General features: G+C 66.9%; 18 protein-coding genes, 1 tRNA gene and 1 pseudogene. 6 read left to right on the forward strand and 14 right to left on the reverse strand.

From position 1 onward, the window contains the following. Positions 1-61: 61 nt before the first annotated feature. The 3 genes from EV216_RS15310 (at position 62) to EV216_RS15320 (ending at position 3,377) form a co-directional block, all read left to right on the forward strand. A complete protein-coding gene (locus EV216_RS15310) occupies positions 62-1,057 on the forward strand; it encodes an asparaginase (protein ID WP_132696403.1) in 996 nt (331 codons plus the stop codon). 62 nt (positions 1,058-1,119) lie between these two features. Then, positions 1,120-2,394: an aspartate aminotransferase family protein gene (locus EV216_RS15315; protein ID WP_132696404.1), complete on the forward strand. Its 1,275-nt coding sequence runs from the start codon at positions 1,120-1,122 to the stop codon at positions 2,392-2,394. Next, positions 2,391-3,377: a phosphotransferase enzyme family protein gene (locus EV216_RS15320; protein ID WP_132696405.1), complete on the forward strand. Its 987-nt coding sequence runs from the start codon at positions 2,391-2,393 to the stop codon at positions 3,375-3,377. Before EV216_RS15315 ends, EV216_RS15320 begins: the two co-directional genes overlap by 4 nt. 14 nt (positions 3,378-3,391) lie before the next feature. Here EV216_RS15320 and msrB read toward each other — a convergent pair whose 3' ends face one another. The 14 genes from msrB to EV216_RS15395 form a co-directional block, all read right to left on the reverse strand. Next, entirely contained in the window at positions 3,392-3,859 is a 468-nt protein-coding gene (msrB, locus tag EV216_RS15325) for a peptide-methionine (R)-S-oxide reductase MsrB (RefSeq protein ID WP_132696406.1), read from the reverse strand. Positions 3,860-3,909: 50 nt separating this feature from the next. Next, the gene (gene murD / locus EV216_RS15330) at positions 3,910-5,331 is read right to left on the reverse strand and encodes a UDP-N-acetylmuramoyl-L-alanine--D-glutamate ligase (protein WP_132696407.1); all 1,422 of its coding nucleotides are present in this window, start codon (positions 5,329-5,331) and stop codon (positions 3,910-3,912) included. Positions 5,332-5,393: 62 nt separating this feature from the next. Continuing rightward, the gene (locus EV216_RS15335) at positions 5,394-6,737 is read right to left on the reverse strand and encodes a tetratricopeptide repeat protein (protein WP_132696408.1); all 1,344 of its coding nucleotides are present in this window, start codon (positions 6,735-6,737) and stop codon (positions 5,394-5,396) included. Beyond that, positions 6,738-6,941, reverse strand: coding sequence for a hypothetical protein (locus EV216_RS15340; RefSeq protein WP_132696409.1), 204 nt, complete (start codon positions 6,939-6,941; stop codon positions 6,738-6,740). Between the two features lie 74 nt (positions 6,942-7,015). Next, the gene (locus EV216_RS15345) at positions 7,016-7,435 is read right to left on the reverse strand and encodes a hypothetical protein (protein ID WP_132696410.1); all 420 of its coding nucleotides are present in this window, start codon (positions 7,433-7,435) and stop codon (positions 7,016-7,018) included. 27 nt (positions 7,436-7,462) lie between these two features. Further along, a complete protein-coding gene (mraY, locus tag EV216_RS15350; protein ID WP_132696411.1) occupies positions 7,463-8,548 on the reverse strand; it encodes a phospho-N-acetylmuramoyl-pentapeptide-transferase in 1,086 nt (361 codons plus the stop codon). After that, positions 8,548-9,990 carry a UDP-N-acetylmuramoyl-tripeptide--D-alanyl-D-alanine ligase gene (locus tag EV216_RS15355; protein WP_132696412.1) on the reverse strand — a complete coding sequence of 481 codons (1,443 nt, stop codon included), beginning with the start codon at positions 9,988-9,990 and terminating at the stop codon, positions 8,548-8,550. Before EV216_RS15355 ends, mraY begins: the two co-directional genes overlap by 1 nt. Beyond that, a complete protein-coding gene (locus EV216_RS15360; protein ID WP_132696413.1) occupies positions 9,987-11,474 on the reverse strand; it encodes a UDP-N-acetylmuramoyl-L-alanyl-D-glutamate--2,6-diaminopimelate ligase in 1,488 nt (495 codons plus the stop codon). Before EV216_RS15360 ends, EV216_RS15355 begins: the two co-directional genes overlap by 4 nt. A gap of 14 nt (positions 11,475-11,488) precedes the next feature. Beyond that, a complete protein-coding gene (locus EV216_RS15365; RefSeq protein ID WP_132696414.1) occupies positions 11,489-13,267 on the reverse strand; it encodes a peptidoglycan D,D-transpeptidase FtsI family protein in 1,779 nt (592 codons plus the stop codon). Next, positions 13,264-13,629, reverse strand: coding sequence for a cell division protein FtsL (gene ftsL / locus EV216_RS15370; protein ID WP_132696415.1), 366 nt, complete (start codon positions 13,627-13,629; stop codon positions 13,264-13,266). Before ftsL ends, EV216_RS15365 begins: the two co-directional genes overlap by 4 nt. Continuing rightward, positions 13,630-14,628, reverse strand: coding sequence for a 16S rRNA (cytosine(1402)-N(4))-methyltransferase RsmH (rsmH, locus tag EV216_RS15375; RefSeq protein WP_132696416.1), 999 nt, complete (start codon positions 14,626-14,628; stop codon positions 13,630-13,632). A gap of 3 nt (positions 14,629-14,631) precedes the next feature. After that, positions 14,632-15,135, reverse strand: a complete 504-nt coding sequence (gene mraZ / locus EV216_RS15380) for a division/cell wall cluster transcriptional repressor MraZ (protein WP_132696417.1) — start codon at positions 15,133-15,135, stop codon at positions 14,632-14,634. Between the two features lie 586 nt (positions 15,136-15,721). Then, complete coding sequence (locus tag EV216_RS15385) at positions 15,722-16,795, reverse strand: Mrp/NBP35 family ATP-binding protein (RefSeq protein ID WP_132696418.1); 1,074 nt, start codon at positions 16,793-16,795, stop codon at positions 15,722-15,724. Between the two features lie 752 nt (positions 16,796-17,547). Beyond that, entirely contained in the window at positions 17,548-19,932 is a 2,385-nt protein-coding gene (locus EV216_RS15395; protein ID WP_132696420.1) for an ATP-dependent helicase, read from the reverse strand. A 250-nt stretch (positions 19,933-20,182) separates the two neighbouring features. Here EV216_RS15395 and EV216_RS15400 point away from each other — a divergent pair, with 250 nt between their 5' ends. From EV216_RS15400 to EV216_RS15410, 3 genes and pseudogenes are all read left to right on the forward strand, one after another. Beyond that, positions 20,183-23,626: a pyruvate carboxylase gene (locus EV216_RS15400; RefSeq protein WP_132696421.1), complete on the forward strand. Its 3,444-nt coding sequence runs from the start codon at positions 20,183-20,185 to the stop codon at positions 23,624-23,626. Positions 23,627-23,776: 150 nt separating this feature from the next. After that, positions 23,777-23,851, forward strand: a tRNA-Gly gene (locus tag EV216_RS15405). A gap of 244 nt (positions 23,852-24,095) precedes the next feature. Next, positions 24,096-24,200, forward strand: a pseudogene (locus EV216_RS15410) (transposase); the annotation flags it as partial. Between the last annotated feature and the right edge of the window lie 253 nt (positions 24,201-24,453).

The raw sequence follows: 24,453 nt of genomic DNA on the forward strand, positions 1-24,453 counted from the left end.
GCGCAGGGATGTGAAATCCCTCATCGCACAAATTCGCGTGGGCTTGAAGGGGAGGCGGATCATGGCCGAGACGGTCGCACTGGTCGAGCTCTGGCGCGGCGATATGGTCGAATCGCGCCATCGCGGGCATGCGGTGATCTGCGACGGCTCGGGCGCAATCGCCGCCTGGGGCGATCCGGGCGCGGTGATCTATCCGCGCTCCTCGGTCAAGATGATCCAAGCGCTGCCGCTGGTCGAAAGCGGCGCGGCCGAGGCAGCGAGGCTGGACGATGCGGACCTGGCGCTAGCCTGCGCCTCGCACGAAGGGGCGCCGGTTCATGTGGCGCTTGTCGCCGCCTGGCTTGACCGGTTGGGCCTGTCCGAGGCCGATCTGCTTTGCGGCGCGCAGCCCAGCCGCGACAGCGCGGAACGCAAGCGGATGCTGATCGCGAACGAGGCGCCAAACCAATTGCACAACAACTGCTCGGGCAAGCATGCGGGGTTCCTGACGCTGGCGCGCCATCTGGGGGCTGGGGGCGATTACAACAACCCCGACCATCCGGTGCAACGCGCCATCCGCGCCGCGTTCGAGGACGTGACGGGGCAGGCAAGTCCGCGCTTCGGGATCGACGGTTGTTCCGCCCCCAATTTCGCGACGACCATGCACGGCCTTGCCCGCGCCATGGCATTCTTTGCAACCGCCCGGCCCGATGCCGCCACACCCCGCGCCCGCGCCGCCGCGCGGCTGACAGGGGCGATGCTGGCCCATCCCGATCTGGTGGCGGGCGAGGGGCGGGCCTGCACGGAGTTGATGCGCGCCATGGATGGCCGCGTTGCGGTCAAGACCGGGGCCGAGGGGGTCTTTGTCGCGATCCTGCCAGAGCGGGACCTTGGCATCGCGGTCAAGATCGAGGACGGCGCCACCCGCGCCGCCGAGGCCGCCATCGCGGGACTCCTGATCCGGCTGGGCGTGCTTGACCCCGCCCACCCGGCGGCACTTCGGCGGCTGGGCGGGCCGATCCGGAACTGGCGCGGGATCGTGACCGGAGAAATCCGGCTGGCGCCCGGTTTCGGCTGAACTCGCTCTTGCAAGGCCCGCGGCCGGGTTCCAGACTGGGGTGCAAGCCGGGTGAGGAGGCCATGAGCGAAACCCTGATCGAGCGCCGCGCCCGGCTGATGGGGCCGAGTGTGCCCACCTTTCATGCCGAGCCGGTCCATCTGGTGCGGGGGGCTGGCGTCTGGCTCTGGGATGCCGAGGGGCGGCGCTATCTCGACGCCTATAACAACGTTCCCCATGTGGGCCATTGCCACCCGCGCGTGGTCGAGGCCATCGCCCGGCAGGCGGCCACGCTGAACACCCATACGCGCTATCTGCACAGCGCCATCCTGGACTATATCGAGCGGCTGACTGCGACGCTGGGCCATGGGCTGAGCCAGGCGATCATGGTCTGCACCGGGTCCGAGGCGAATGACGTTGCGCTGCGCATGGCGCAGGCGGCGACCGGCGCGCGCGGGCTGATCGCGACCGACAACACCTATCACGGCAACACCGCCGCGGTCAGCCAGCTCTCGACGCGCCGCCCGCCCATCGGCGGCTACCCCGCCCATGTCCGCCTTGTCCCCGCCCCCGAAAGCCTGACCCCGCTGGGCGGCAACCCCGAAGCGCAGGCCGCTGCCTTTGCCGCCAACGTCGCCCGTGCCATCGCCGAGCTGGAGGAGACGGGCCAGGGCTTTGCCGGGTTCATGCTGTGTCCGTTCTTCGCGAACGAGGGGTTCCCGACGCTGCCCCGCGGGTTTCTGGATCCCACGGTCGCGGTGATCCGGCGCGCGGGGGGGCTGATCCTGGCCGACGAGGTGCAGCCGGGGTTCGGGCGGCTGGGCGATGCGTTCTGGGGCCATGAGCTTCTGGGGTTTGCGCCCGATGTGGTGACGCTGGGCAAGCCGATGGCAAACGGCCACCCGGTCGGCGCGGTGGTGACGCGGCCCGACATCATGGCCGATTTCCGCACCGCCTTCGGCTATTTCAACACCTTCGGCGGCAACCCGGTCTCGTCTGCGGCGGCGCTGGCCACGCTTGATGTGCTGGAGGAGGAAGGGCTGGTCGCGAATGCGCGCGATGTCGGGGCGCATCTGCTGTCCCGGCTACGCGCGCTGCGCCATCCGCTTCTGGCAGAGGTGCGCGGCGCGGGGCTGTTCCTGGGGGCCGAATTCGTCCACCCGGACGGCTCCCCCGCCACCGGTTTCGCCGAACGGCTGGTCGAGGGGCTGCGCCTGCGCGGTATCCTGACCGGCCGCATCGGGCGGTACATGAACACGCTGAAGATCCGCCCCCCCTTGCCCTTTTCGCGCGAGAATGCCGATCTTCTCGTCGAGACGCTCGACGATCTGCTGGCACGGACGGAGGAACCCGCATGAACGATGCCGAAGTCCTGACGCTGGCCCGAGAGGCCACGGGCCACTGGACCGGCTGCGCCGATCCGCGCCCGATCTCGCATCGCGAGAACGCGGTCTTTGCGGTGAACCTGCCCGATGCCTGCCGGGGTGTGCTGCGGCTGCACCGCCGCAGCTATCAGACCGAAGAGGCGATCCGCTCGGAACTGTGGTGGATGGATGCGCTGGCCGAGGTCGGGCTGGGCGTGCCGCGGCCCCAGCGCACGGTGGATGGCGCGCTGATGGCGCAGCTTGCCGACGGGCGCATCGCCTCGGTGCTGAGCTGGGTCGAGGGACAGCCCATCGGCACGGGCGGCGAGCCGCTTGACGGCACGCCCGACGAGCAGATGCGCCGCTATGCCAGCGTCGGCCGGGCCGTCGCGCAACTGCATGTCGCCACCGACCGGATCACGCTGCCGCTCTGGTTCAGCCGACCCCATTGGGACATTGACGGCCTGCTGGGGCCCGCGCCCTTCTGGAGCCGGTTCTGGGACCACCCCGCCGCCAGCGAGGCCGAGGCGATCCTGCTGCAAGAGGCCCGCCGCTATGCCCGCGAGCGGTTGTCGCACTATGCCGCCCGCGGCGCCGATCAGGGGCTGATCCATGCCGACCTGTTGCGCGAGAACATCCTGCATGACGGCCACCATGCAAGGCTGATCGACTTCGACGACAGCGGTTTCGGTTTCCGGTTGTACGATTTGGGCACGGCGCTGGCGCAAAACCTCGAGGAGCCTGCGCTGGACGCGATCGCGACGGGGCTGATCGAGGGCTACGCCACGCTGCGCCCGCTGACCGAGCAGGATCTTGCGATGCTGCCGGTCTTCGTGATGTTGCGCACGCTGGCCTCGGTCGGCTGGACGATGCCGCGCCTTGCGCCCGGCGATCCGCGGATCCGCGCCTATCTCAACCGTGCGGTGCGCACCGCCCATGCCGTGCTCGAAGGGTTGACGCTGTTCCGCGTCGCATAGCCGACCGCGCGGGCTCAGGCGCCTTCTGCGGGGCGGAACAGCAGGCTTACGCCGTTGATGCAGTGGCGCTTGTCGGTGGGGGGCGGGCCATCGTCGAAGATATGGCCCAGATGGCTGCCGCAGCGGCGGCAATGAACCTCGGTGCGCAGCATGAGGAACTTGCGATCAGGCTTGGTTCCGACCGCGTCGGGCAACGCCTGCCAGAAGCTGGGCCAGCCGGTGCCGCTGTCGAACTTGGTCGCGGCGTCATAGAGCGGCAATTCGCATCCCCGGCAGTGATAGAGACCGGGGCGTTTCTCGTCGTTGAGCGGGCTGGTGAAGGCGCGTTCGGTGCCCTCCTGCCGCATCACGCGGTATTCCAGATCATCGAGCATCGCGCGCCATTCGGCCTCGCTTCGGGTGATCTCGAACATGCTGGCGCGAGCGGCGCGGGATGTCAGCGCAACTGCTGCGCCGCCCAGAAGGATGCTGCGTCGGTTCATTGCGGATCTCCTTTTCCGAGATCATAGGCGCAGGGGGCCGCGCGCGCATCTCACGATCCCGCGCGGCCCCGCGCTTCAAGCAAGCGGTCCAGTTCGGCGACGAAATCCTCGCCGCGGCGTTCGAAATTGTCATACTGGTCGAAACTGGCCGCAGCGGGCGCAAGCAGGACGACATCGCCCGGTTCGGCCTCGGCGGCGGCGCGGGCGACGGCAGCCTTCATCGTGGTGCAGATTTCGTGCGGGATGTCGCGCAGATGCAGCGCAAAGGCCGCCGCCTCACGCCCGATCACATAGGCCTTGGCGACATTGCCCAGATGGGGGACAAGCTCGGCCAGCCCGCCCTCTTTCTCGAGCCCGCCACAGATCCAGCGGATACGCCCAAAGGCGGCCAGCGCACGCGCGGCCGAGGCGGCATTGGTGGCCTTGGAGTCGTTGACGAAACGCACGCCCCCCACCTCGGCCACAAGCTGGCTGCGATGCGGCAGACCCGCGAAGTCGTGAAAGGCGCGCTCGATCTCCCTTGGCGCGATGCCAAGGCAGCGGGCGGCGGCATAGGCCGCGCAGGCGTTCTGGTGGTTATGCGCGCCGGGCAGGCCGGGGATGACGCGCAGGTCGATGCTGGCCACCTGTCGGCCCTTGCGCCATTCCGCCAGAAACCCCTTGCGCGCAAAGACCGACCAGCCCGGCCCGGTCAGCTTGCTCGCCGCCGAGATGCGGATCACCCGGTCATCCGCAGCCCCCTCGGCCATCTGGTTTGCCAGAAACCGCCCCTCGTCCTCGTCCACGCCGATGATCGCCCGGTCCGGCCCGCCCTCGGCGAACAGGCGCCGCTTGGCGGCAAAATACCCCCCCGGCCCGCCATGGCGGTCCAGATGGTCGGGCGAAAGGTTGGTGAAGACCGCGATATCGGGGGTTAGCGCGCGGGCCAGTTCGGTCTGGTAGGAGGACAGTTCCAGCACCACCACCCCGCCCTCGCCCGGCGGGTCGATATCCAGCACGCCGCGTCCGATATTGCCCGCAAGTTGGCTGTCGCGGCCCGCCGCGCTCAGCACATGATGGATCAGCGCCGAGGTGGTGGACTTGCCGTTCGATCCGGTCACCGCGATCACGCGGGGCGGGCTGTCGAACCCTTCCCAATCCTCGGTGGCAAGCGAGCGGAAGAACAGCCCGATATCGTTGTCGACCGGCACCCCGACCGCCCAGGCGGCAGCGACAACGGGGTTGGGCAGGGGGTAGAGGTGGGGGATACCCGGGCTCAGGATCAGCGCGGCGGCACCCTCCAGGGCGCCCGCACGCGTCAGGTCGACGGGGGCGAACCCCTCGGCCATGGCGGCGGCGCGGGCGGCCTCGTTGTCGTCCCAGACCAGCACCTCGGCCCCGCCCGCCCGCAGCGCCCGCGCCGCCGACAGGCCCGACCGCCCCAGCCCCAGAACGGCGACCCGCGCCCCGTCAAACCCGCGTACCGGAATCATGCCTCACCCCGTCAGACAAGCGCGCCGACGATGCCCCCGCCCGCTTGCAGGCGCAAGCAGGCTCAGCCTTTGGGGCGACTGGCAAGGAAAGCGTTCAGCTTATCGCGCGCGATCCGGCTGGTCGGATGGTCAGAGCCGAGGGCAGCCTCGACGACTTCCAGTGCTTCGCGGAAAAACGGTTCGGCCTCGTCGGAACGGTCAGTATTGTCGAGCACCTCGGCGAGGTTGTTGAGACAGCACGCATATCTCGGATGGGCCTTGCCCAGCGCCCGCGACGTAACCGCCAGCGCCTCTCGGAGGAACGGCTCGGCTTCCTGGAACCGCCGGGTTTCATAGAGCAACCCAGCGATGTTATTGAGAGATAGGGCATAATCCGGATGCGCCTTGCCCAGAGCCTGCTCCCGGATCGCAAGCGACTCCCAGAGCAACGGTTCCGCCTCTGCGAAGCGCCCGGTTTCGTGAAGCAACCCGGCGAGGTTGTTGAGCGACACGGCATAGTCCGGATGCGTCTCGCCCAGAACCTTCTCTCGGATTGTCAGCACCTTTCGAAGAAGAGACTCTGCTTCAATGAACCGTTCGGTTGACTGGAGTACCCCGGCAAGGTTGGATAGAGTTGTGGCATAATCCGGATGCGCCTTGCCCAGAGCATCTCCCCTGATCGCCAACGCCTCACGGCAAAGCGTTTCAGCCAGAGTGAACTCGCCTGCGCCATGCAAACTTGAAGCAAGGTTGTTCATGGCCGTGGCAGTTCGGGGATCCACTGGACCAAATTCAATGCGGCTGAGGTCGAGAAGATCTTCATTGAGGCGGATCGCTTCACGGTGCCGCCCTGCCCGCCAGAGCAAATGACCCGCCTTCAGCAGAGTCACAAAGGTCGGTTCAAGCCGGGCTGCCTTGGCGAAATGGTCGGCGGCCTCTGGCCAGCGCACCTGTTCCTCGGCGATCAGGCCGCGGCCGAAGGCCGCCTCGGCGGCGCGCTTGACGGCGTTTAGCTCCTTCGCCTCGACCTCGGCGAAGATGGCGTCGGCCTTGGAGAAATCGCCCGCCTCCAGCGCGGCCTGCGCGTCGCGGATGCGGTTCTCGCCGATCCCGATCGTGGCGTCCGCGAGCAGCCTTTCGAGTTCGGCGATCCTGGCCTGATACTCGGCAAAGGACGCTTCGGGGTCGGCGAGGCGGCGTTGGTATTCGGCGATCCTGATCTGGAGTTCGGCAATCGCAAGCCGGTGCTCGGCGGCGTCGGCCCGGCGGGTCTCGGCGAATTTCGCTTCGAGGTCGTCACGCAGAGCGTCGAGCGCCTCGCGCAGCATCTGCCGATGCTCGGCGGCCGAGATGCCGTGAATGTCGCGCCCGGCCTGCTGGACGCCGGTCGATCCCTCGACCCTGTTATGCGTGCGGCCCCCGACCATTCAGCCCGACTGGTCCACGTCTTCGCTGCTGGTGGCCTCGTTCCGGGTGACGCCCGGCCCACCGGTCTGCCTGACCCGCCGCGCGTTAGACGCCACGTTGGTCGTATCCACGCGCGGCCTGCGGACCTGAAGCCACGTTATCGCCACCCCGATAACGGCCACAAGGCCGACGAGTGCCTGCCACCAGTCCAGAAGCTCCTGCACGACCAGACCCCTCGCTCAAACCCCGGAAAGACTACCAGAGACCGAGACGAAGGGAAGCCGGGGCCGTCCGATCCTCAGACCAGGTAGTGCCAGCCCAGCATCAGCGGCGGCATCGCAACGGCGGTCAGCGCGAACAGGAAGCCCGCCGTGCGGTTGCCGCCCATCCGCCGCACCGCGCCGCTGATCGCCGGGGCAACCACGATCGCAGCCAGCGCGATCGGCAGGATGCGATCGAAGATCGGCGCGCAATTCTGCGGATTGGCAAAGTTCTCGATGCAGTAGGGCATGATCTGGTTGGAGAAGACCACCACCAGCGCGATCAGGTAGCCGATGAAGGCCACGACCGCATAGGGCGGTACGCCGTCCCAGTGACTAAGCCTAACATCGGGGGTTACAGCGTGAAGCCGGGGGGCAGCCCAGAACGCACGCCGGTCGCGTTTGGGGCTTGGACGAACTTCCTGGACGAATACTTCGTCCACGATCTTGTATTCCATGCTCTCATCCTCCTGTTCCTCAAGGCATCAACGCACCTTGAGGGTCGCCAGCCCGATCAGCGCAAGGATCAGGCTGATGATCCAGAACCGTATCACGATCTGCGGTTCCGCCCATCCCTTCTTCTCGAAATGGTGGTGGATGGGTGCCATAAGGAACACACGTTTTCCGGTAGTCTTGAAATAGGCGACCTGGATGATGACGGACAGCGCCTCGACCACGAAAAGCCCGCCAACAATGGCCAGAACGATCTCGTGCTTGGTGGCGACCGCGATCGCGCCCAGCGCGCCGCCCAGCGCCAGCGAGCCGGTATCTCCCATGAACACTGCCGCCGGTGGGGCATTATACCACAGGAACCCCAGCCCCGCGCCGATGAGCCCGGCGCAAAAGACCAGGACCTCGCCGGTGCCGGGCACATAGTGGACATCCAGATAGGTGGTGAAATCGACCCGGCCCACGGCATAGGCAATCACGCCCAGCGCGGCTGCGGCAATCATCACCGGCATGATTGCCAGCCCGTCCAGCCCGTCGGTCAGGTTCACCGCATTCGCCGCGCCCACGATCACGATCATCGCGAAGGGAACGAAAAGGATACCCAGATTGAAAAGCGTGTTCTTGAAGACCGGCACCGCAAGCTGGTTGGTCAGCGCCTCGGGATGCACGCTCGCCGCCCAGTACCCGGCGACCGCCGCGATCAGCAGCCCCAGCCCGAAGCGCACCCGGCCGGGCACGCCCTTGACGTTGTTCTTCGACACCTTGGCATAGTCGTCGGCAAAGCCGATGGCGCCGAAGGACAGGGTCACGAACAGCACCATCCAGATATACGGATTGTCGAGCCGCGCCCACAGAAGCGTCGAAACGATCAGCCCGCCAAGGATCAGCACGCCGCCCATCGTCGGCGTTCCGGCCTTGGTTTCCAGATGGCTGGCCGGGCCGTCCGCCCGGATCGGCTGGCCGTTCCTCTGGCGCTTGCGCAACAGGTTGATCAGCGGCCGACCGAACAGGAAGCCGAACAGCAGCGCGGTGAAAAAGGCTGCGCCGGCACGGAAGGTGATGTAGCGGAAGAGGTTGAACGCGCCGCCCCCGTCGGAAAGATCGGCCAGCCAGAACAGCATTACTCAAGGTCCTCGTCGGTTTCGCGGACCGCTTGGCCCAGTTTGCCCAGCGCGTCAACGACGATCGAGACATGGCTGCCCTTGGAGCCCTTGACCAGCACGACATCGCCCGCATCGACGAGCCCGTGCACCCTGGCCGCCAGCGGTTCGGCCTCGTCGAACCATTGGCCGCGGTGCTTCAACGGCAACGCAAAATACAGCGCCCGCATTCGCGGTCCGACGCAATGCACCAGATCGACGCGGGCCATGGCGGGCAGATCGGCCAGGCCCGCATGCAGCGCCTGCTCCTGCTCGCCAAGCTCCAGCATGTCGCCGAGGATCGCGATGCGGCGGCCCCGGGCCACGCGCCCCACCCCGTCGCGCGGCGCGGCGGCGGCCAGCACCTCGAGCGCGGCCGCCATCGAGGCGGGGTTGGCGTTGAAGGCGTCGTCGATCACCTCGATCGCGATGTCGCGGTCAATCGGGTCGAGCGCGATCCTGTGTCGTGCGCCGCGCCCACCGGGCGGCAGCCAGCTGCCCAGATCGCAGGCCGCCACCGCGCGGTCGATGCCCAGCGCCTCGGCCACGGCCAGCACGCCCAGCGCGTTCATCGCGAAATGCCGACCCGGCGCGCGGATCTTGAACAAGAGCTTCTCGCCCTGCGCCTTTGCCTCGACCACCGTCGAGTCCGGATGAAGCTGCGCCTTCGTCAGCCTGAATTCGGAAGATTTCGTTGCGCCGAAGGTGAGCTTTCCGACGGAGCGGGCGGCGCTTTCCAGGATCGGGCTTACGTCCAGATCGTCGGGAAAGACCGCGATGCCGCCCGGCTCCAGCCCCTCGAAGATCGCCGCCTTCTCGCGCGCGATGCCTGCCAGATCGTCGAAAGCGGCCAGATGGGCGGGGGCGACCGTGGTGATCAGCGCAACATGGGGCCGCGCCATGCGGGCCAGCGGCGCGATCTCGCCGGGATGGTTCATGCCGATCTCGATCACCGCGAAATTGGCCTCGGCGGGCAGCCGCGCCAGCGTCAGCGGCACGCCCCAATGGTTGTTGAAGCTCGCCTCGGCGGCGTGAACCCGGCCCTGCCCGGCAAGGACGGCGCGCAGCATCTCCTTGGTCGAGGTCTTGCCGACCGAGCCCGTCACCGCCACGACCCGCGCCCGCGCCCGCGCCCGCCCCGCCTGCCCCAGCGCGACCAGCGCCTCCAGCACATCGGGCACGATCAGGAGCGGCGCGTCGGGGGCAAGGCCCTGGGGGATGCGCGACACCATCGCCGCGGCCGCCCCCCGTGCCAGCGCATCGGCAACGAAATCATGCCCGTCGCGCTGGTCGGTCAGCGCGACGAACAGATCGCCGGGGGCAAGGCTGCGGGTGTCGATCGACACGCCCGTTGCACGCCAGTCGCAGGTGGCCTGCCCGCCCGTCGCGGCGGCGGCGTCGGCAGCCGTCCAGAGCGCACTCATGCCAGCCGCCCGTCAAGTGCTGCGACCGCGACGCTGGCCTGTTCGACATCGTCGAAGGGGAAGATGGCGTCGCCGACGATCTGGCCGGTCTCATGCCCCTTGCCCGCGATCAGCAGCGCGTCGCCCGGTTCCAGTGCATCGACCCCGCGCAGGATCGCCTCGGCCCGGTCGCCGACCTCGATGGCGTCGGGGCAAGCTTTCAGTATTTCTGCACGGATCAATGCGGGATCCTCGGATCTGGGGTTGTCGTCTGTCACATATGCAACATCGGAATGTTCGGCCGCCGCCGCGCCCATCAGCGGGCGCTTGCCCCGGTCGCGGTCGCCGCCCGCGCCGAAGACGATGACGATGCGGCCCATCACATGCGGGCGCAGCGCCTTGAGCGCGGTGGCGATGGCGTCGGGGGTGTGGGCATAATCGACAAAGACCGCCGCGCCGTTCGCCCGCCGCGCCGCCAGTTGCATCCGCCCGCGCACGCCGACAAGATCGGACAACGTGTCGAAGACCTGGCCCGGTTCGTCGCCACAGGCAATCGCCAGCCCTGCGGCGAGAGCGACGTTATGCGCCTGAAACCCGCCGATCAGGCCAAGCCGCACCTGCCGCGCCCGGCCCTGCCAGTCGAGCCGCACCTCCTGCCCCGTCGCATCGAAGCGTTGCGCGGCGATCCGCAAATCGGCGGCCGGGTTGGAGCCGACGGTCAGCACCTGCTGCCCGCGCGCCTCGGCGATGGCCGTCACGGACGCGCCCTTGGGATCGTCGATATTGACAACCGCCGTGCCATCCTCGGGCAGCACGCGGCCAAAGAGCCCCGCCTTGGCGGCGAAATAGGCGTCGAAGGTCTCGTGGTAATCGAGGTGGTCCTGGGTGAAATTGGTGAATCCCGCCGCGCGCAGCACCACGCCATCAAGCCGGGACTGGGCAAGGCCATGGCTTGACGCCTCCATCACGGCATGGCTGACCCCCGCCCCGGCCATCTCGGCCAGCAGGCGATGCAGCGTCAGCGCGTCGGGCGTGGTATGGGCAAGTGGCGCCTGGAACGCGCCCTCGACCCCGGTGGTGCCGAGGCTTGCGGCCTGATGGCCCAAAAGCGTCCAGATCTGGCGGGTGAACTGGGCGACAGAGGTCTTGCCATTGGTCCCGGTCACCGCGGCCATGGTGGCGGGCTGGGCCGCGAACCAGAGCGCGGCTGCCCCGGCAAAGGCGGCGCGCGGGTCTTCGGCCACGATCAACGCGGCCTGACTGGCGGACAGCGCCTCGGCCGCGATCCCGGCGCCTTCGGCATCGGTCAGGATGGCCACCGCTCCCCCGGCCAGCGCCTGCGGGATGAAGGCCGAGCCATGGGCGCGGCTGCCGGGGAAGGCCGCAAACAGGAAGCCGGGGCGGACCGCGCGGCTGTCTATGGCAAGCCCCGCGATGCGCGCCTCGCGCCCGCCCCTTGCCCTGAGGCCGAGCGCGGCGAGCGATTTCTCCGAGCGGTCCGCCATGATCCCCGCGCCCATCAATTCGCGGCCAGTGTTACCCCGAAGCCCTGGGCCGTTTCAATCTCCGGCCGCAGCCCCAGCAAAGGCGCCGCGCGACGGATGATCTCGCCTGCAACCGGCGCGGCGGTCCAGCCTGCCGTCCGGCGCGGCTCCGAGCCGGAGGTGTCTTCGGGCTCGTCGAGCGTGACCACCAGCACATAGCGCGGCGCGTCGGACGGAAAGATGGCGGCGAAGGTCGCAAGCACCTTGTCCTTGTGATAGCCTCCGGTGCGCTTGGGCTTGTCCGCGGTGCCGGTCTTGCCGCCGACCGAATAGCCCTCGACATCGGCCAGGGTCGCCGTTCCGTGAGAGACGACCTCGCGCAGCATCGAACGGATCGCCGCGGATGTCTCTGCGGACACCACCCGCTCGCCCGGCTTCCCCCCACCGGCAAGCAGCGTCGGCGTCACCCGGAAGCCGCCATTGGCAAGCGTCGCATAGCCCGCGGCCAGGTGCATCGGGCTGGCCGAGAGCCCGTGGCCATAGGATATCGTCAGCATCGAGATATCGGTCCAGCGTGGCGGCAAGAGCGGCTTGCCGGTCGGCGCCTCGACCAGTTCCAGCGGCACCGTCTCCAGAAAACCGAGCCGGTCAAGAAAGGCGCGCTGTCGTTCCGCGCCGATCCGCTGGGCAAGACGCGCGGTGCCGATATTCGAGCTTTTCACCAGAACGTCGGTCACCGACAGTTCGGGGCCGTAATTACGGAAATCGCGGATGCGGTAGCGGCCCCAGACCATCGGCCCCTTTGTGTCGATAACGGTCTTCGGCGAGACGATCCCCTCTTCCAGCGCCTGCGCGATGGTAAAGGTCTTGAAGGTCGAGCCAAGCTCGTAGACCCCCTGCACCGCGCGATTGAACAGCGGGCTGTCGGACGGATCGCCCTGGGTCGGAAGGCGCGGACGTTCGTTGGGATCGAAATCGGGCAGCGAGACCATCGAGATCACCTCGCCCGTATTCACGTCCATAAGGATCGCCGTCGCGCCCTTGGCGTTCATCAGCCGCATGCCGCCTGCCAGCACACGCTCGACCGCAGCCTGCACGGTCAGATCGAGCGACAGCCGCAGCGGCGCGCCGCCATTCGCCGGGTCGCGCAGCCAGCCGTCGAAGGCCTGTTCGACGCCCGCGCGCCCCACCACCTCGGCCGAGGATACGCCCTCGCGCCCGAAGCCGGACCCGCCCAGCACATGCGCGGCCAGCCGACCATTGGGGTAAAGCCGCATCTCGCGCGGGCCGAACAGCAGGCCGGGATCGCCGATGTCATGCACCTTCTGCATCTGCTCGGGGCTGAGGCGGCGCTTGATCCACAGGAACTTGCGCTCGCCGGTGAAATCGGCAAGCAGGCGTTGCTCGTCGAGATCGGGGAAGATCTGCGCCAGTTCCCGGGCGACGCGGGCGGGTTCGATCATGTGGGGTGGCTGGGCGTAAAGCGCGTGTGTGGCAAGGTTGGTGGCCAGGATATTGCCGTTGCGGTCCACGATATCGGCGCGCTGCGCGACGATGGCCGCGCCCGAGGCCGCGGCGCGCGGCTCTGAGGGAACCGCGGCGGCAAGCGTGCCCATGCGCACGCCCACCACCAGGAAGGCCGCGCAGAACATCACGCCCAGCATCAACAACCGCCCCTCGGCGCGGCTGCGGGCGGTGTCGCGCATCCTTTCGTGGCGCAACCGCAGGTTCTCGCGCTCGATGGCAGCGGGGTTCTCGCCCCGGGCGCGGGCCTCGAGGATGCGGGCGAGCGGGCGCAGCGGCGTGCGAATCATGGCTGAGACTCCAGGTCCTCATCGGCAAGAAGGCTGCCCAGAAGCTCGATCGGGATCACGATCTCGGGCAGTTCGAAGGTCGGATAGGCAACCTGGTCGATCCCGGCGAACTGCTCGGGCGCAAGCGGCAGCAGTTCCAGCCTCTCGAAATTCAGATTGGCCAGCGCGCGCAACCGGTCGGGCCGGTTCAGATAGGCCCATTCGGCATTCAGGATCGCGCGGCGTTCACGCAACAGACCGATATCGCGGTTCAGCCGCTCGACCTCGGCGATCACCTGCTGGGTGGCGTAGTTCTCGCGATAGGCCCAGACGGCAAGCCCCATCACCGCCAGCGCCGTCAGAACGTAGAAAAGACCGCGCATCTATGCCCCTTCCATGATCGCAGGCAAACCCAGTTGGGCGCGATCCACAGGCCCCGCAGGCGCGTCGGTGCGTTCGGCAACGCGCAGCTTTGCCGACCGCGCGCGCGGGTTGGCGGCAAGTTCCGCATCATCGGGTCCGACGGCCTTGCGGGTCAGGATATGAAACCTCGGCGCTTCGATCGGGATCTCGGGCGCGTGACGGCTGCCCCCGCCCGCCTGGCCCGCACGCAATTGCAGGAAACGTTTGACGATCCGATCCTCTAGCGAATGGAAGGTCACGACCGCCAGCCTGCCGCCGGGTTTCAGCGCGCGTTCGGCCGCCTCTAGCCCCGCCACCAGTTCGCCCAGTTCGTCGTTCACCGCGATGCGGATTGCCTGAAAACTGCGCGTCGCGGGGTGGATCTGGCCCGGCTGCGCTCGTGGCAGGCAGCGGGCAATCACCTCGGCCAGTTGCGCGGTGGTGACAAGAGGCGCAATGGCGCGGGCCGCGACGATGGCCCGCGCGATTCGGCGGGACGCACGTTCCTCGCCGTAATGGAACAGGATGTCGGCCAACGCCGCCTCGGGCGCGGAATTCACCAGATCGGCCGCCGAAGGCCCGCTATCGCCCATCCGCATGTCCAGCGGGCCGTCCTTCTGGAAGGAAAAGCCCCGCTCGGCCCGGTCAAGCTGCATCGAGGAGACTCCGAGATCCAGCACCACTCCATCAAGCGGCCCGTCCGAATAGGAATCAAGCCGCGAGAACGTGCCCTGCACCAACCGTAGCCTCTCGCCATATTCCGCTGCCCATCCTTGCGCCATCTCGAACACGCTGGGGTCGCGATCCACCCCGATCACGCGATCCGCCCCGGCCTCGAGCAGGCCGCGGGCATAGCCGCCCGCCCCGAACGTGCCGTCAAGCCACACCCCCCCGACTGGCGAGACTGCTTCGAGCAGGGGCCGCAGTAGGACGGGGATGTGGGGCGGTTCGGAGGGGTCAAGGCGTTCCGCGGCGGCCATCCCCTAGCCCTCCAGCGAACCGTCGAGCAGCGAGGCGACGTCGAAATCGGGCGGCAGGTCGTCGAGCCGCGCGCGCGCCCTGGCCATTTCCTCGGTCTCGAAGGTATCGGGGTTCCAGATACGGAACGTGTCGCCGTGGCCGATGAAATACGCCTCGTCGCCCAGTTCGATCTTTTCGCGCAGCTTCTGGGGCAGCACCAGTCGGCCGTCATTGTCGACCTCGGTGGTGTGGGACTGGCCGTTATAGGTCAGCTCGAGGATCTGGCGCTCGATCGAGCCGCGCGGCTTGGCCGCGATCTTGCGGTCGATCTCCTCCATCGCTTCCATCGTGTAGCATTCAAGGTATTTGCGGCGATGGTCGCCATAGACGATGACAAGCTGGGGACGCTGGCCGTCGGTACAGTCGGGATCCCCGGCTTCGAGCACGCGGCGGAACGTGGACGGGATCGACACCCGGCCCTTCGCATCCACCTTGTGGCGGCTCTCGCCTCTGAACCTGCGCGCCACCGGACGACCGCTCCTTCCGCTTCACCGTCGGGCTGGTACGAAAACGGCGGACCGAGCTGCTGCCACTGCCCGATCCGCCGCCCTCGTCCCGCTTCGGGATGCCCGGCTGCGCGCGCCACCTGGGGGGATGTTCTGCTCGCCCGCGCGCCGGATCTGTGTTTTTCGATGAAGCTGGGTGCCTGTATGAAACCTGGTGCCTCGCGGGGTCTTGATGCCCCTGTGTCTGCCCATCCTCATCGGATGTTTCAGGCATACTATGCCACTTCATGGTATTCAATGTTTTTCTATGGCCATCCACGGCACCAGACGGGCCGATTTCCCGCATCCCTGTGGGATTTCGGTGCAAAACAGCCGACAAACCCGCATCATGTAGCGAATGAACGCGCGCCGCCCACCAGATGCAGTAGCGTATCCAGTTGGCAGGGTTTTTCCCGTGATTTCCCGAAAGATCTGCCCGGTTCTGCCGCCAGAGGCGGTCGCAGCCCGGATTTGGCCCCGAAAACGCCCCTGACGCAGCCTCACGCGCGGGTGATTCGCAGTGAGAACGGACGCGACGCGGGCCGCGCCCATGAATTCCCGTGGCCGATCAGGCCATCCCGCCGCCGACCAGACGGGCGGCGATATGGGCATAGGCTTCGGCCTGCGGCCCCTCGCCCAGCGCCACCGGCTGACCCGCATCGCCCGCCAGCCGCACATCCAGCGCCAGCGGCAGCGCCCCCAGCAGCGGAACGCCCAGCGCCTCGGCCTCGGCGGCGACGCCGCCATGGCCGAAGATATGCGCCTCGTGCCCGCAATTGGGGCAGACATAGGTGGACATGTTCTCGATCAGGCCCAGGACGGGGGTGCCAAGCTTGCCGAACATGTCGATGGCCTTGCGCGCGTCGATCAGCGCCACATCCTGCGGTGTCGAGACAACGATGGCCCCGGTCAGGCGCGTGCGCTGGCACAGCGTCAGCTGAATGTCGCCCGTGCCCGGCGGCAGGTCGACCACCAGCACGTCAAGCGGCCCCCAGTTCACCTGGGACAGCAATTGTTGCAACGCCCCCATCAGCATCGGCCCGCGCCAGACCACCGCCTGCCCCTCGTCCAGCATCAGGCCGATCGACATCATGGTGACGCCATGGGCCACCACCGGCTCGATGGTCTTGCCGTCGGGCGAGGCGGCGCGGCGGGTGACGCCCATCATGCGCGGCTGCGAGGGACCGTAGATATCGGCATCCAGCAGCCCCACCCGGCGCCCCCGCCGGGCCAGCGCCACGGCGAGGTTCGAGGCCACGGTGGACTTGCCCACGCCGCCCTTGCCCGAGCCGACGGCAAGGATGCGGTCGATTCCGGCCGGATTCTCCGGGCCCGCCTGCGGTGTCGGGTGGCGGCCGATCTTAAGCCCCTCTCCGGACGGGGCCTTGGGGGCGGGGCCATGGGCGGTCAGCACAACCGAGGCGCGCGTCACCCCCGCCAGCGCCTCGACGGCGGCCTGGGCGGCGGCGCGCACCGGCTCCAGTTCCGCGGCCCGGCCAGGATCGTGCGTTTCGATCACGAAGCGCACGGTGTCATCCTCGACCGACAGCGCGCGAACCATGTCACGCGAGACCAGATCGCCGCCATCGGGCAGTACGATTCGGGACAGGGTTTCGAGGACGGCATCGCGCGTGGTGGGCATGGCTGTCTTCCTTTCGGGCATTCGGGGGGGGCGCCCCCACCCCTTAACTTGTCCGGACGGACCAGAAGAGCAAGGGCGTTTACGTTCTGCCCATTTCCGCGGCAGTGAGAGGGCGCATGCCCGGAATTACGTCAGCATAACTTATGCACTTTCTGCATGGCGGCATTTCACCCGGGAACTATTGTGCATGCGCAGCATTGCCGTATCTTTGATCTCAACGGCGCGCGGCACATGTCGCGGTCGGGCAGATCAAGGCGCCCGGCATGCCGAACGGCACTTGGAAACCCCTCCTCCTCCCTGGGTTTCCTTGTCTGGCGGCGGCACCTCCTCCTCCCTGGTGCCGCCGCACCCTTTAGGAGCCTTTGGGTTCCACCGGATACGGTGCGTGTTGTCCTCCTCCCTGACACCGCCGTTGACGAGAACGGCGACGCCTCTCCTCCCTGGCGTCGCCGTTTTTTTGTCGATCAGCATTCAGGACTAAACCGGGCAATGCCGCCCGACCAAATCTGGCCGAATATGGCCATCCGCCGGTGAGGACTGTGCCCTCGGAATCCGACCAAAGCGCGCGGGGAGAGCCATAGGCAACGCGCGCAGGACCAGCAGGGCAGCGTCGAACGGCTCCTCTGGGTCGGGGCTTTTCTCGCGATCGGGAATAGCACCGCAACGGGTTTCCATCACGACGCAAAGAGCAGAAAACGGGCGAAGGAGCCCTGCTCCTCTCCCGACACAGCCGCATGCCCGGGATCACGATCTCAGAACGGCACGTCGTCGGAGCCCACGACAAATCGCGCCACAACCTTCTTTTCGCCCGCCTTGTCGAACACGATATCGAGCTTGTTGCTCTCAATCCCTGTCACCGTGCCGTAGCCGAACTTCTGGTGGAAGACGCGGTCGCCCGGCTCGAAGGCCGCCACCGCCTCGGCGTCGATGATGAGGCTGCGGCTTTCGCGCGGCTGGGCCATCGGGCGCTGGGGGCTGCGGGACTGAAGCCGCTTCCATCCGGGCGAGGCGTAGACATCGGCGCGGCTGGCAGCCTCTTCGATGGTGGACCGCACGGGCGCCGCGCCCCCGCCGTAAAGGCCGGGGGGCGTCAGCACCTCGACATGATCCTCGGGCAGTTCGTCGATGAAGCGCGAGGGCATTTGCGATTGCCATTGCCCGTAGACGCGGCGGTTGGCGGCAAAGGAGATCGTGCACAACTCCTCGGCGCGGGTGAGGCCGACATAGGCGAGGCGGCGCTCCTCCTCCAGCCCCTTCAACCCGCTTTCGTCCATCGAGCGTTGCGAGGGGAACAGCCCGTCTTCCCATCCCGGCAGGAAGACCACGGGGAATTCCAGCCCTTTGGCGGCATGCAGCGTCATGATGGTGATCTTGGCGCCCTCACCTTCGGTCTCGTTGTCCATGATGAGGGCGACATGTTCGAGGAAGCCTTGCAGGTTCTCGAACTCCTCCAGCGCCTTGACCAGTTCCTTGAGGTTTTCCAGCCGGCCCGGCCCCTCGGGCGTCTTGTCGTTCTGCCAATGCGCGGTGTAGCCGGACTCATCGAGGATGCGTTCGGCCAGTTCGACATGGTTCACGCGGGCGTCCAGCGCGGCACCGTGCCAGCGGCCGATGCCCTGCAACAGGCTGGCCAGTTCCTTGGCGCCCTTGCCGCCCAAGCCGCCCGTTTCCAGCAAGAGCCGCGCGCCCTCGACCAGCGACACGTCGTTGGCCCGCGCCATCTGCTGGATGCTCTGCTGCGCCTTGTCGCCAAGGCCGCGTTTCGGCGTGTTCACGATCCGCTCGAACGCCAGATCGTCCGCGGGGCTGACGGCGAGGCGGAAATAGGCCATCGCGTCGCGGATCTCCATCCGCTCGTAGAAGCGGGGGCCGCCGATCACGCGATAGGGCAGGCCGATGGTCAGGAACCGGTCCTCGAAGGCGCGCATCTGGTGGGAGGCGCGCACGAGGATCGCCATGTCGTCAAGGGAATAGGGGCGCAGCCCGCGGGTGCCCCGCGTCATCGCCTCGGCCTCCTCGCCGATCCAGCGGGCCTCTTCCTCGCCGTCCCAGTGGCCGATCAGGCGAACCTTTTCGCCCTCATCGGCCTCGGTCCAGAGCGTCTTGCCCAGACGGCCCTTGTTGGCCGCAATCAGGCCGGAGGCGGCGGCGAGGATGTGGGGGGTCGAGCGGTAGTTCTGTTCCAGCCGGATCACCTGCGCGCCGGGGAAATCCTTTTCGAAGCGCAGGATATTGCCCACCTCGGCGCCGCGCCAGCCATAGATCGACTGGTCGTCGTCGCCCACGCAACAGATGTTGCGATGCCCCCCGGCCAGCAGGCGCAGCCACAGGTACTGGGCGACGTTGGTGTCCTGGTATTCGTCCACCAGGATATAGCGGAACCAGCGGCGATATTGGTCCAGCACGTCGTCATGGGTCTGGAAGATCGTGACCATGTGCAGCAAGAGATCGCCGAAATCGACGGCGTTCAGGGTGCGCAGGCGGTCTTGGTATTGGACGTAAACGTCCCCGACTGTCCTCTGGCAACCCGTTCGGTCGCGAGCAGCATCCGGAATCCGATCCACAGTCTGTCCGCCGCCAAGCCCGACGCTCTCGGCCGTTCTGGCTTCATTTTTGTAGACTTCTATTTTTCCAGCGAACCAACGATCAGTCCATTTTTTCTGATCGATTTGTTCGGCGGTCAAAACCTGCTTTATCAAACGAAGCTGATCATCACGATCCAGGATGGTGAAATTCGATTTCAACCCGGCCAGTTCGGCATGGCGGCGCAGCAGTTTCACGCAGATCGCGTGGAAGGTGCCCAGCCACGGCATGCCCTCGACCGCGTGGCCCATCAGACGGCCGACGCGCTCCTTCATCTCTCGGGCGGCCTTGTTGGTGAAGGTGACGGCGAGGATCTCGTTCGGCCGGGCGGCGCCCGTGTTCAGCAGATGCGCGATCCGGGCGGTCAGCGCGCGGGTCTTTCCGGTGCCCGCGCCCGCCAGCATCAGCACCGGGCCGTCCAGCGTTTCCACCGCCAGCCGCTGAGCGGGGTTCAGGCCATCCAGATAGGGCGCAGGCCGCGCCGCCAGGGCGCGCTGGCTGAGCGTCGTTCGGGCGGCGGCCTCGAAGGCGTCGGAGTCGTCGATGGGATCCATACTGCGATCCTAGCGCGCGGACGAAGGAAGGGAAAGGCGAGTTCTCATAATGTTCCCGAAAGGCCCTGCGAGATTGTCCCAAGCGGACCAGCCCCCGAGTTTCGTGGCGCGCGCAATCCCAAGCCTCGCCGCGAAACACGGCGGCCCTGGACCAAGCTCCTACTTGCCAGCCCGGCGCACGACCGTATACCGATAGCACAGGCGCGCGTCTCGCATGCGCAGCAAGGACGTCCCGAAGGAGGCCCTGCCCTTGACCGAATTCAAGAAAATCCTCGTCGCGAACCGCGGTGAAATCGCCATCCGCGTCATGCGTGCCGCCAATGAAATGGGCAAGCGCACGGTCGCGGTCTATGCCGAGGAGGACAAGCTGGGGCTGCACCGCTTCAAGGCGGACGAGGCCTACAAGATCGGCGAGGGGCTGGGCCCCGTGCAGGCCTATCTGGCCATCGACGAGATCATCCGCGTGGCGAAGATGTGCGGCGCGGACGCGATCCACCCGGGCTATGGCCTGCTGTCCGAGAATCCCGCCTTCGTCGCGGCCTGCGACGCGGCGGGCATCGCCTTCATCGGGCCGAAGGCCGAGACCATGCGGGCGCTGGGCGACAAGGCCTCGGCGCGCAAGGTGGCGATTGCCGCAGGCGTGCCGGTGATCCCCGCGACCGAGGTGCTGGGCGAGGACATGGACGCGATCCGCGCCGAGGCCGCCGAGATCGGCTATCCGCTGATGCTCAAGGCCAGTTGGGGCGGCGGCGGGCGCGGCATGCGCCCGATCAACGGCCCGGACGAACTGGAGGAAAAGGTGCGCGAGGGCCGGCGCGAGGCCGAGGCCGCCTTCGGCAACGGCGAGGGCTATCTGGAAAAGATGATCCTGCGCGCCCGTCATGTCGAGGTGCAGATCCTCGGCGACCAGCACGGCAACATCTATCACCTGTGGGAGCGCGACTGTTCGGTGCAGCGGCGCAACCAGAAGGTCGTCGAACGCGCCCCTGCCCCCTACCTGTCCCCCACCCAGCGCGAACACCTGTGCAATCTGGGCAAGAAGATCGCGGAAGCCGTGAACTACGAATGCGCGGGCACCGTCGAGTTCCTGATGGACATGGAATCGGGCGAATTCTACTTCATCGAGGTGAACCCCCGCATCCAGGTCGAACACACCGTCACCGAAGAGGTGACCGGCATCGACATCGTGCGCGCGCAGATCCTGATCGCCGAGGGCAAGAGCCTGGTCGAGGCGACCGGCATCGCCAGCCAGTATGACGTGGAACTGACCGGCCACGCGCTGCAATGCCGGATCACAACCGAGGATCCGCTGAACAACTTCATCCCCGATTACGGCCGCATCACCGCCTATCGGGGCGCGACGGGCATGGGGATCCGGCTGGATGGCGGAACGGCCTATTCCGGCGCGGTCATCACGCGCTATTATGATTCGCTGCTGGAAAAGGTCACCGCCTGGGCGCCCACCCCCGAGGCCGCCATCGCGCGGATGGACCGGGCGCTGCGCGAGTTCCGCATCCGCGGGGTCAGCACCAACATCGCCTTCGTCGAGAACCTGCTCAAGCACCCGACCTTCCTGAACAACGAGTACCACACCAAGTTCATCGACCAGACGCCCGAGCTGTTCCAGTTCGAGAAGCGGCGCGACCGCGCGACGCGGCTTCTGACCTTCGTCGCCGATGTCACGGTCAACGGAAACCCCGAGACCGAGGGCCGCCCGCGCCCGCCCGCCGATATCCGCACCCCCCGCCCGCCCGAGAACCGGCACGAAAGCTTCCTGCCCGGCACGCGGCAGATCCTGGATGAACAGGGGCCGCAGGCGGTCGCCGACTGGATGGCCGCGCAGAAACGGCTGTTGCTGACCGACACGACGATGCGCGACGGCCACCAGTCGCTGCTAGCCACCCGGATGCGGTCGATCGACATGGTGCGCGTCGCGCCCGCCTATGCCCACAACCTGCCGCAGCTCTTCAGCGTGGAATGCTGGGGCGGCGCCACCTTCGACGTGGCCTACCGGTTCCTGCAGGAATGTCCCTGGCAGCGGCTCAGGGACATCCGCGCGCGGATGCCCAACCTGATGACCCAGATGCTGCTGCGGGGCGCGAACGGGGTGGGCTACACCACCTATCCCGACAACGTGGTGCAGAGCTTCGTGAAACAGGCCGCCGAAACGGGCGTCGACGTGTTCCGCGTGTTCGACAGCCTGAACTGGGTCGAGAACATGCGCGTCGCGATGGATGCGGTGCTGGACAGCGGCAAGGTGCTGGAAGGCGCGATCTGCTATACCGGCGACATCCTCGACCCGGACCGGGCGAAATACGACCTCAAGTACTACGTCGAGATGGCCAGGGCGCTGAAGGCGGCGGGCTGCCATATCCTCGGCCTCAAGGACATGGCGGGCCTGCTGAAACCCGCATCCGCCACGGTGCTGTTCAAGGCGCTGAAAGAGGAAATCGGGCTGCCGATCCATTTCCACACCCATGACACCAGCGGCATCGCGGGCGCCACGATCCTGGCCGCGGCCGAGGCGGGCGTGGATGCGGTGGACGCGGCGATGGACGCTTTCTCGGGCGGCACCTCGCAGCCCTGCCTGGGGTCCATCGTCGAGGCATTGCGCAATACGCCGCGCGATACCGGGATCGAGATCGAGGCGGTGCGCGAGATCTCGGATTACTGGGGCCAGGTGCGCACGCAATACGCCGCCTTCGAATCGGGGCTGATGGCGCCCGCCTCCGAGGTCTACCTGCACGAGATGCCGGGGGGCCAGTTCACCAACCTCAAGGCGCAGGCCCGCAGCCTGGGGCTGGAAGACCGCTGGTCCGAGGTTGCCCGGACCTATGCCGACGTGAACCGGATGTTCGGCGACATCGTCAAGGTCACGCCCAGTTCCAAGGTGGTGGGCGACATGGCGCTGATGATGGTCAGCCAAGGACTGAGCCGCGCCGATGTCGAGAATCCGGACAAGGATGTGGCCTTCCCCGATTCCGTGATCGACATGATGCGCGGCAATCTGGGCCAGCCGCCGGGCGGCTTCCCCGAGGCCATCGTCAGGAAGGTGCTGAAGGACGAGAAACCCCTGACCGAACGGCCCGGCGCCAAGGTTCCGCCCGCCGATCTGGACAAGCTGCGCGCCGACCTGAAGGCGCAGTTCGAGGATCTCGACTTCGACGACGAGGACCTGAACGGATACCTGATGTATCCCAAGGTCTTCACCGACTACACGGCGCGGCACCAGATGTATGGCCCGGTTCGCACCCTGCCCACGCGCACCTTCTTCTACGGGATGGAGCCGGGCGAGGAGATCACCGCCGAGATCGACCCGGGCAAGACGCTGGAGATCCGGCTGTCGGCCATCGGCGAGACCACCGAAGAGGGCGACGTGCGCGTCTTCTTCGAGTTGAACGGCCAGCCGCGGGTGATCCGTGTACCGGACCGCAAGGCCAAGGCCACTGTCGCCAAGCGGCCCAAGGTGGAACTGGGCAACCCCGCCCATGTCGGCGCGCCTATGCCGGGCGCGGTGGCCACCGTGGCGGTCAGCGTGGGCCAGGAGGTCAAGACGGGCGACCTGCTTTTGACCATCGAGGCAATGAAGATGGAAACCGGCCTTCATGCCGAGCGTGATGGCACGGTCAAGGCCGTTCACGTCACACCGGGCGCCCAGATCGACGCCAAGGATCTACTGATCGAGTTCGAATAGGGGGCACGGTGGCAGACCTGCCATGGTTCATGTCAGTCGACCATGTCGGACCCCGCGCAAAGTCGGACCCCGCGCAAAAATTCCTGCAAGCGGAATTTTCCGCTTGCAGCCCCCCGACGGAGTTTATAAATCACGGCTCACCCAATGGATGCGGGCGTAGCTCAGGGGTAGAGCATTACCTTGCCAAGGTAAGGGTCGTGAGTTCGAATCTCATCGCCCGCTCCAGATTTAGGCTTCGGGAGATTATGTCCCGCGTGGAACACTAGCGACATTAGCGATTGCCGTGTTCCAGAGCCGCGACCACCGGGCGATGGAATGAAAGAAGTTGGACAAGCGCAAGGCTCGTGCAGCGTTCCAAGAGGAACGCTTGACTGAACCTGCCGGTTCTCCGGAAAAACGAGGCTTCTGACCTGAGCCCCGCATCCTCCTCCAGTTTGAGGTAGAGTCCGCTCCAACAAGGAGACGGACGATGAAGCGATCAAGGTTCAGCGAAGAACAGATCATCGGTATTCTGAAGGAAGAGGAAGCCGACATGGCAACAGCCGACGTGTGCCGCAAACACGGTGTGAGTTCTGTGGCTGGCCTGCTGGCGGTTTCGTGGACAACAGGTTAGGTTCGCATAGCTCGGTCCTCGAACGCCATAGGACTTGGGCAGCCCGGCTTGGATTGGCGTCGCTTCGGATTGTAGAAGCGCTCGATGTCGTCGAACACATCGGCGCGGGCGGCATCGTGGCCTGAACCGCACCGGGTTTGCCGGAGGCTGATTTCGGTGAGTTACGCGGCCATGTCTTCAGTTTCCAGAGCGGCGTAGAAGTTTGCCTCTGCTT

This window comes from Rhodovulum steppense, from assembly GCF_004339675.1.
Taxonomy (GTDB): Bacteria; Pseudomonadota; Alphaproteobacteria; order Rhodobacterales; family Rhodobacteraceae; genus Rhodovulum; species Rhodovulum steppense.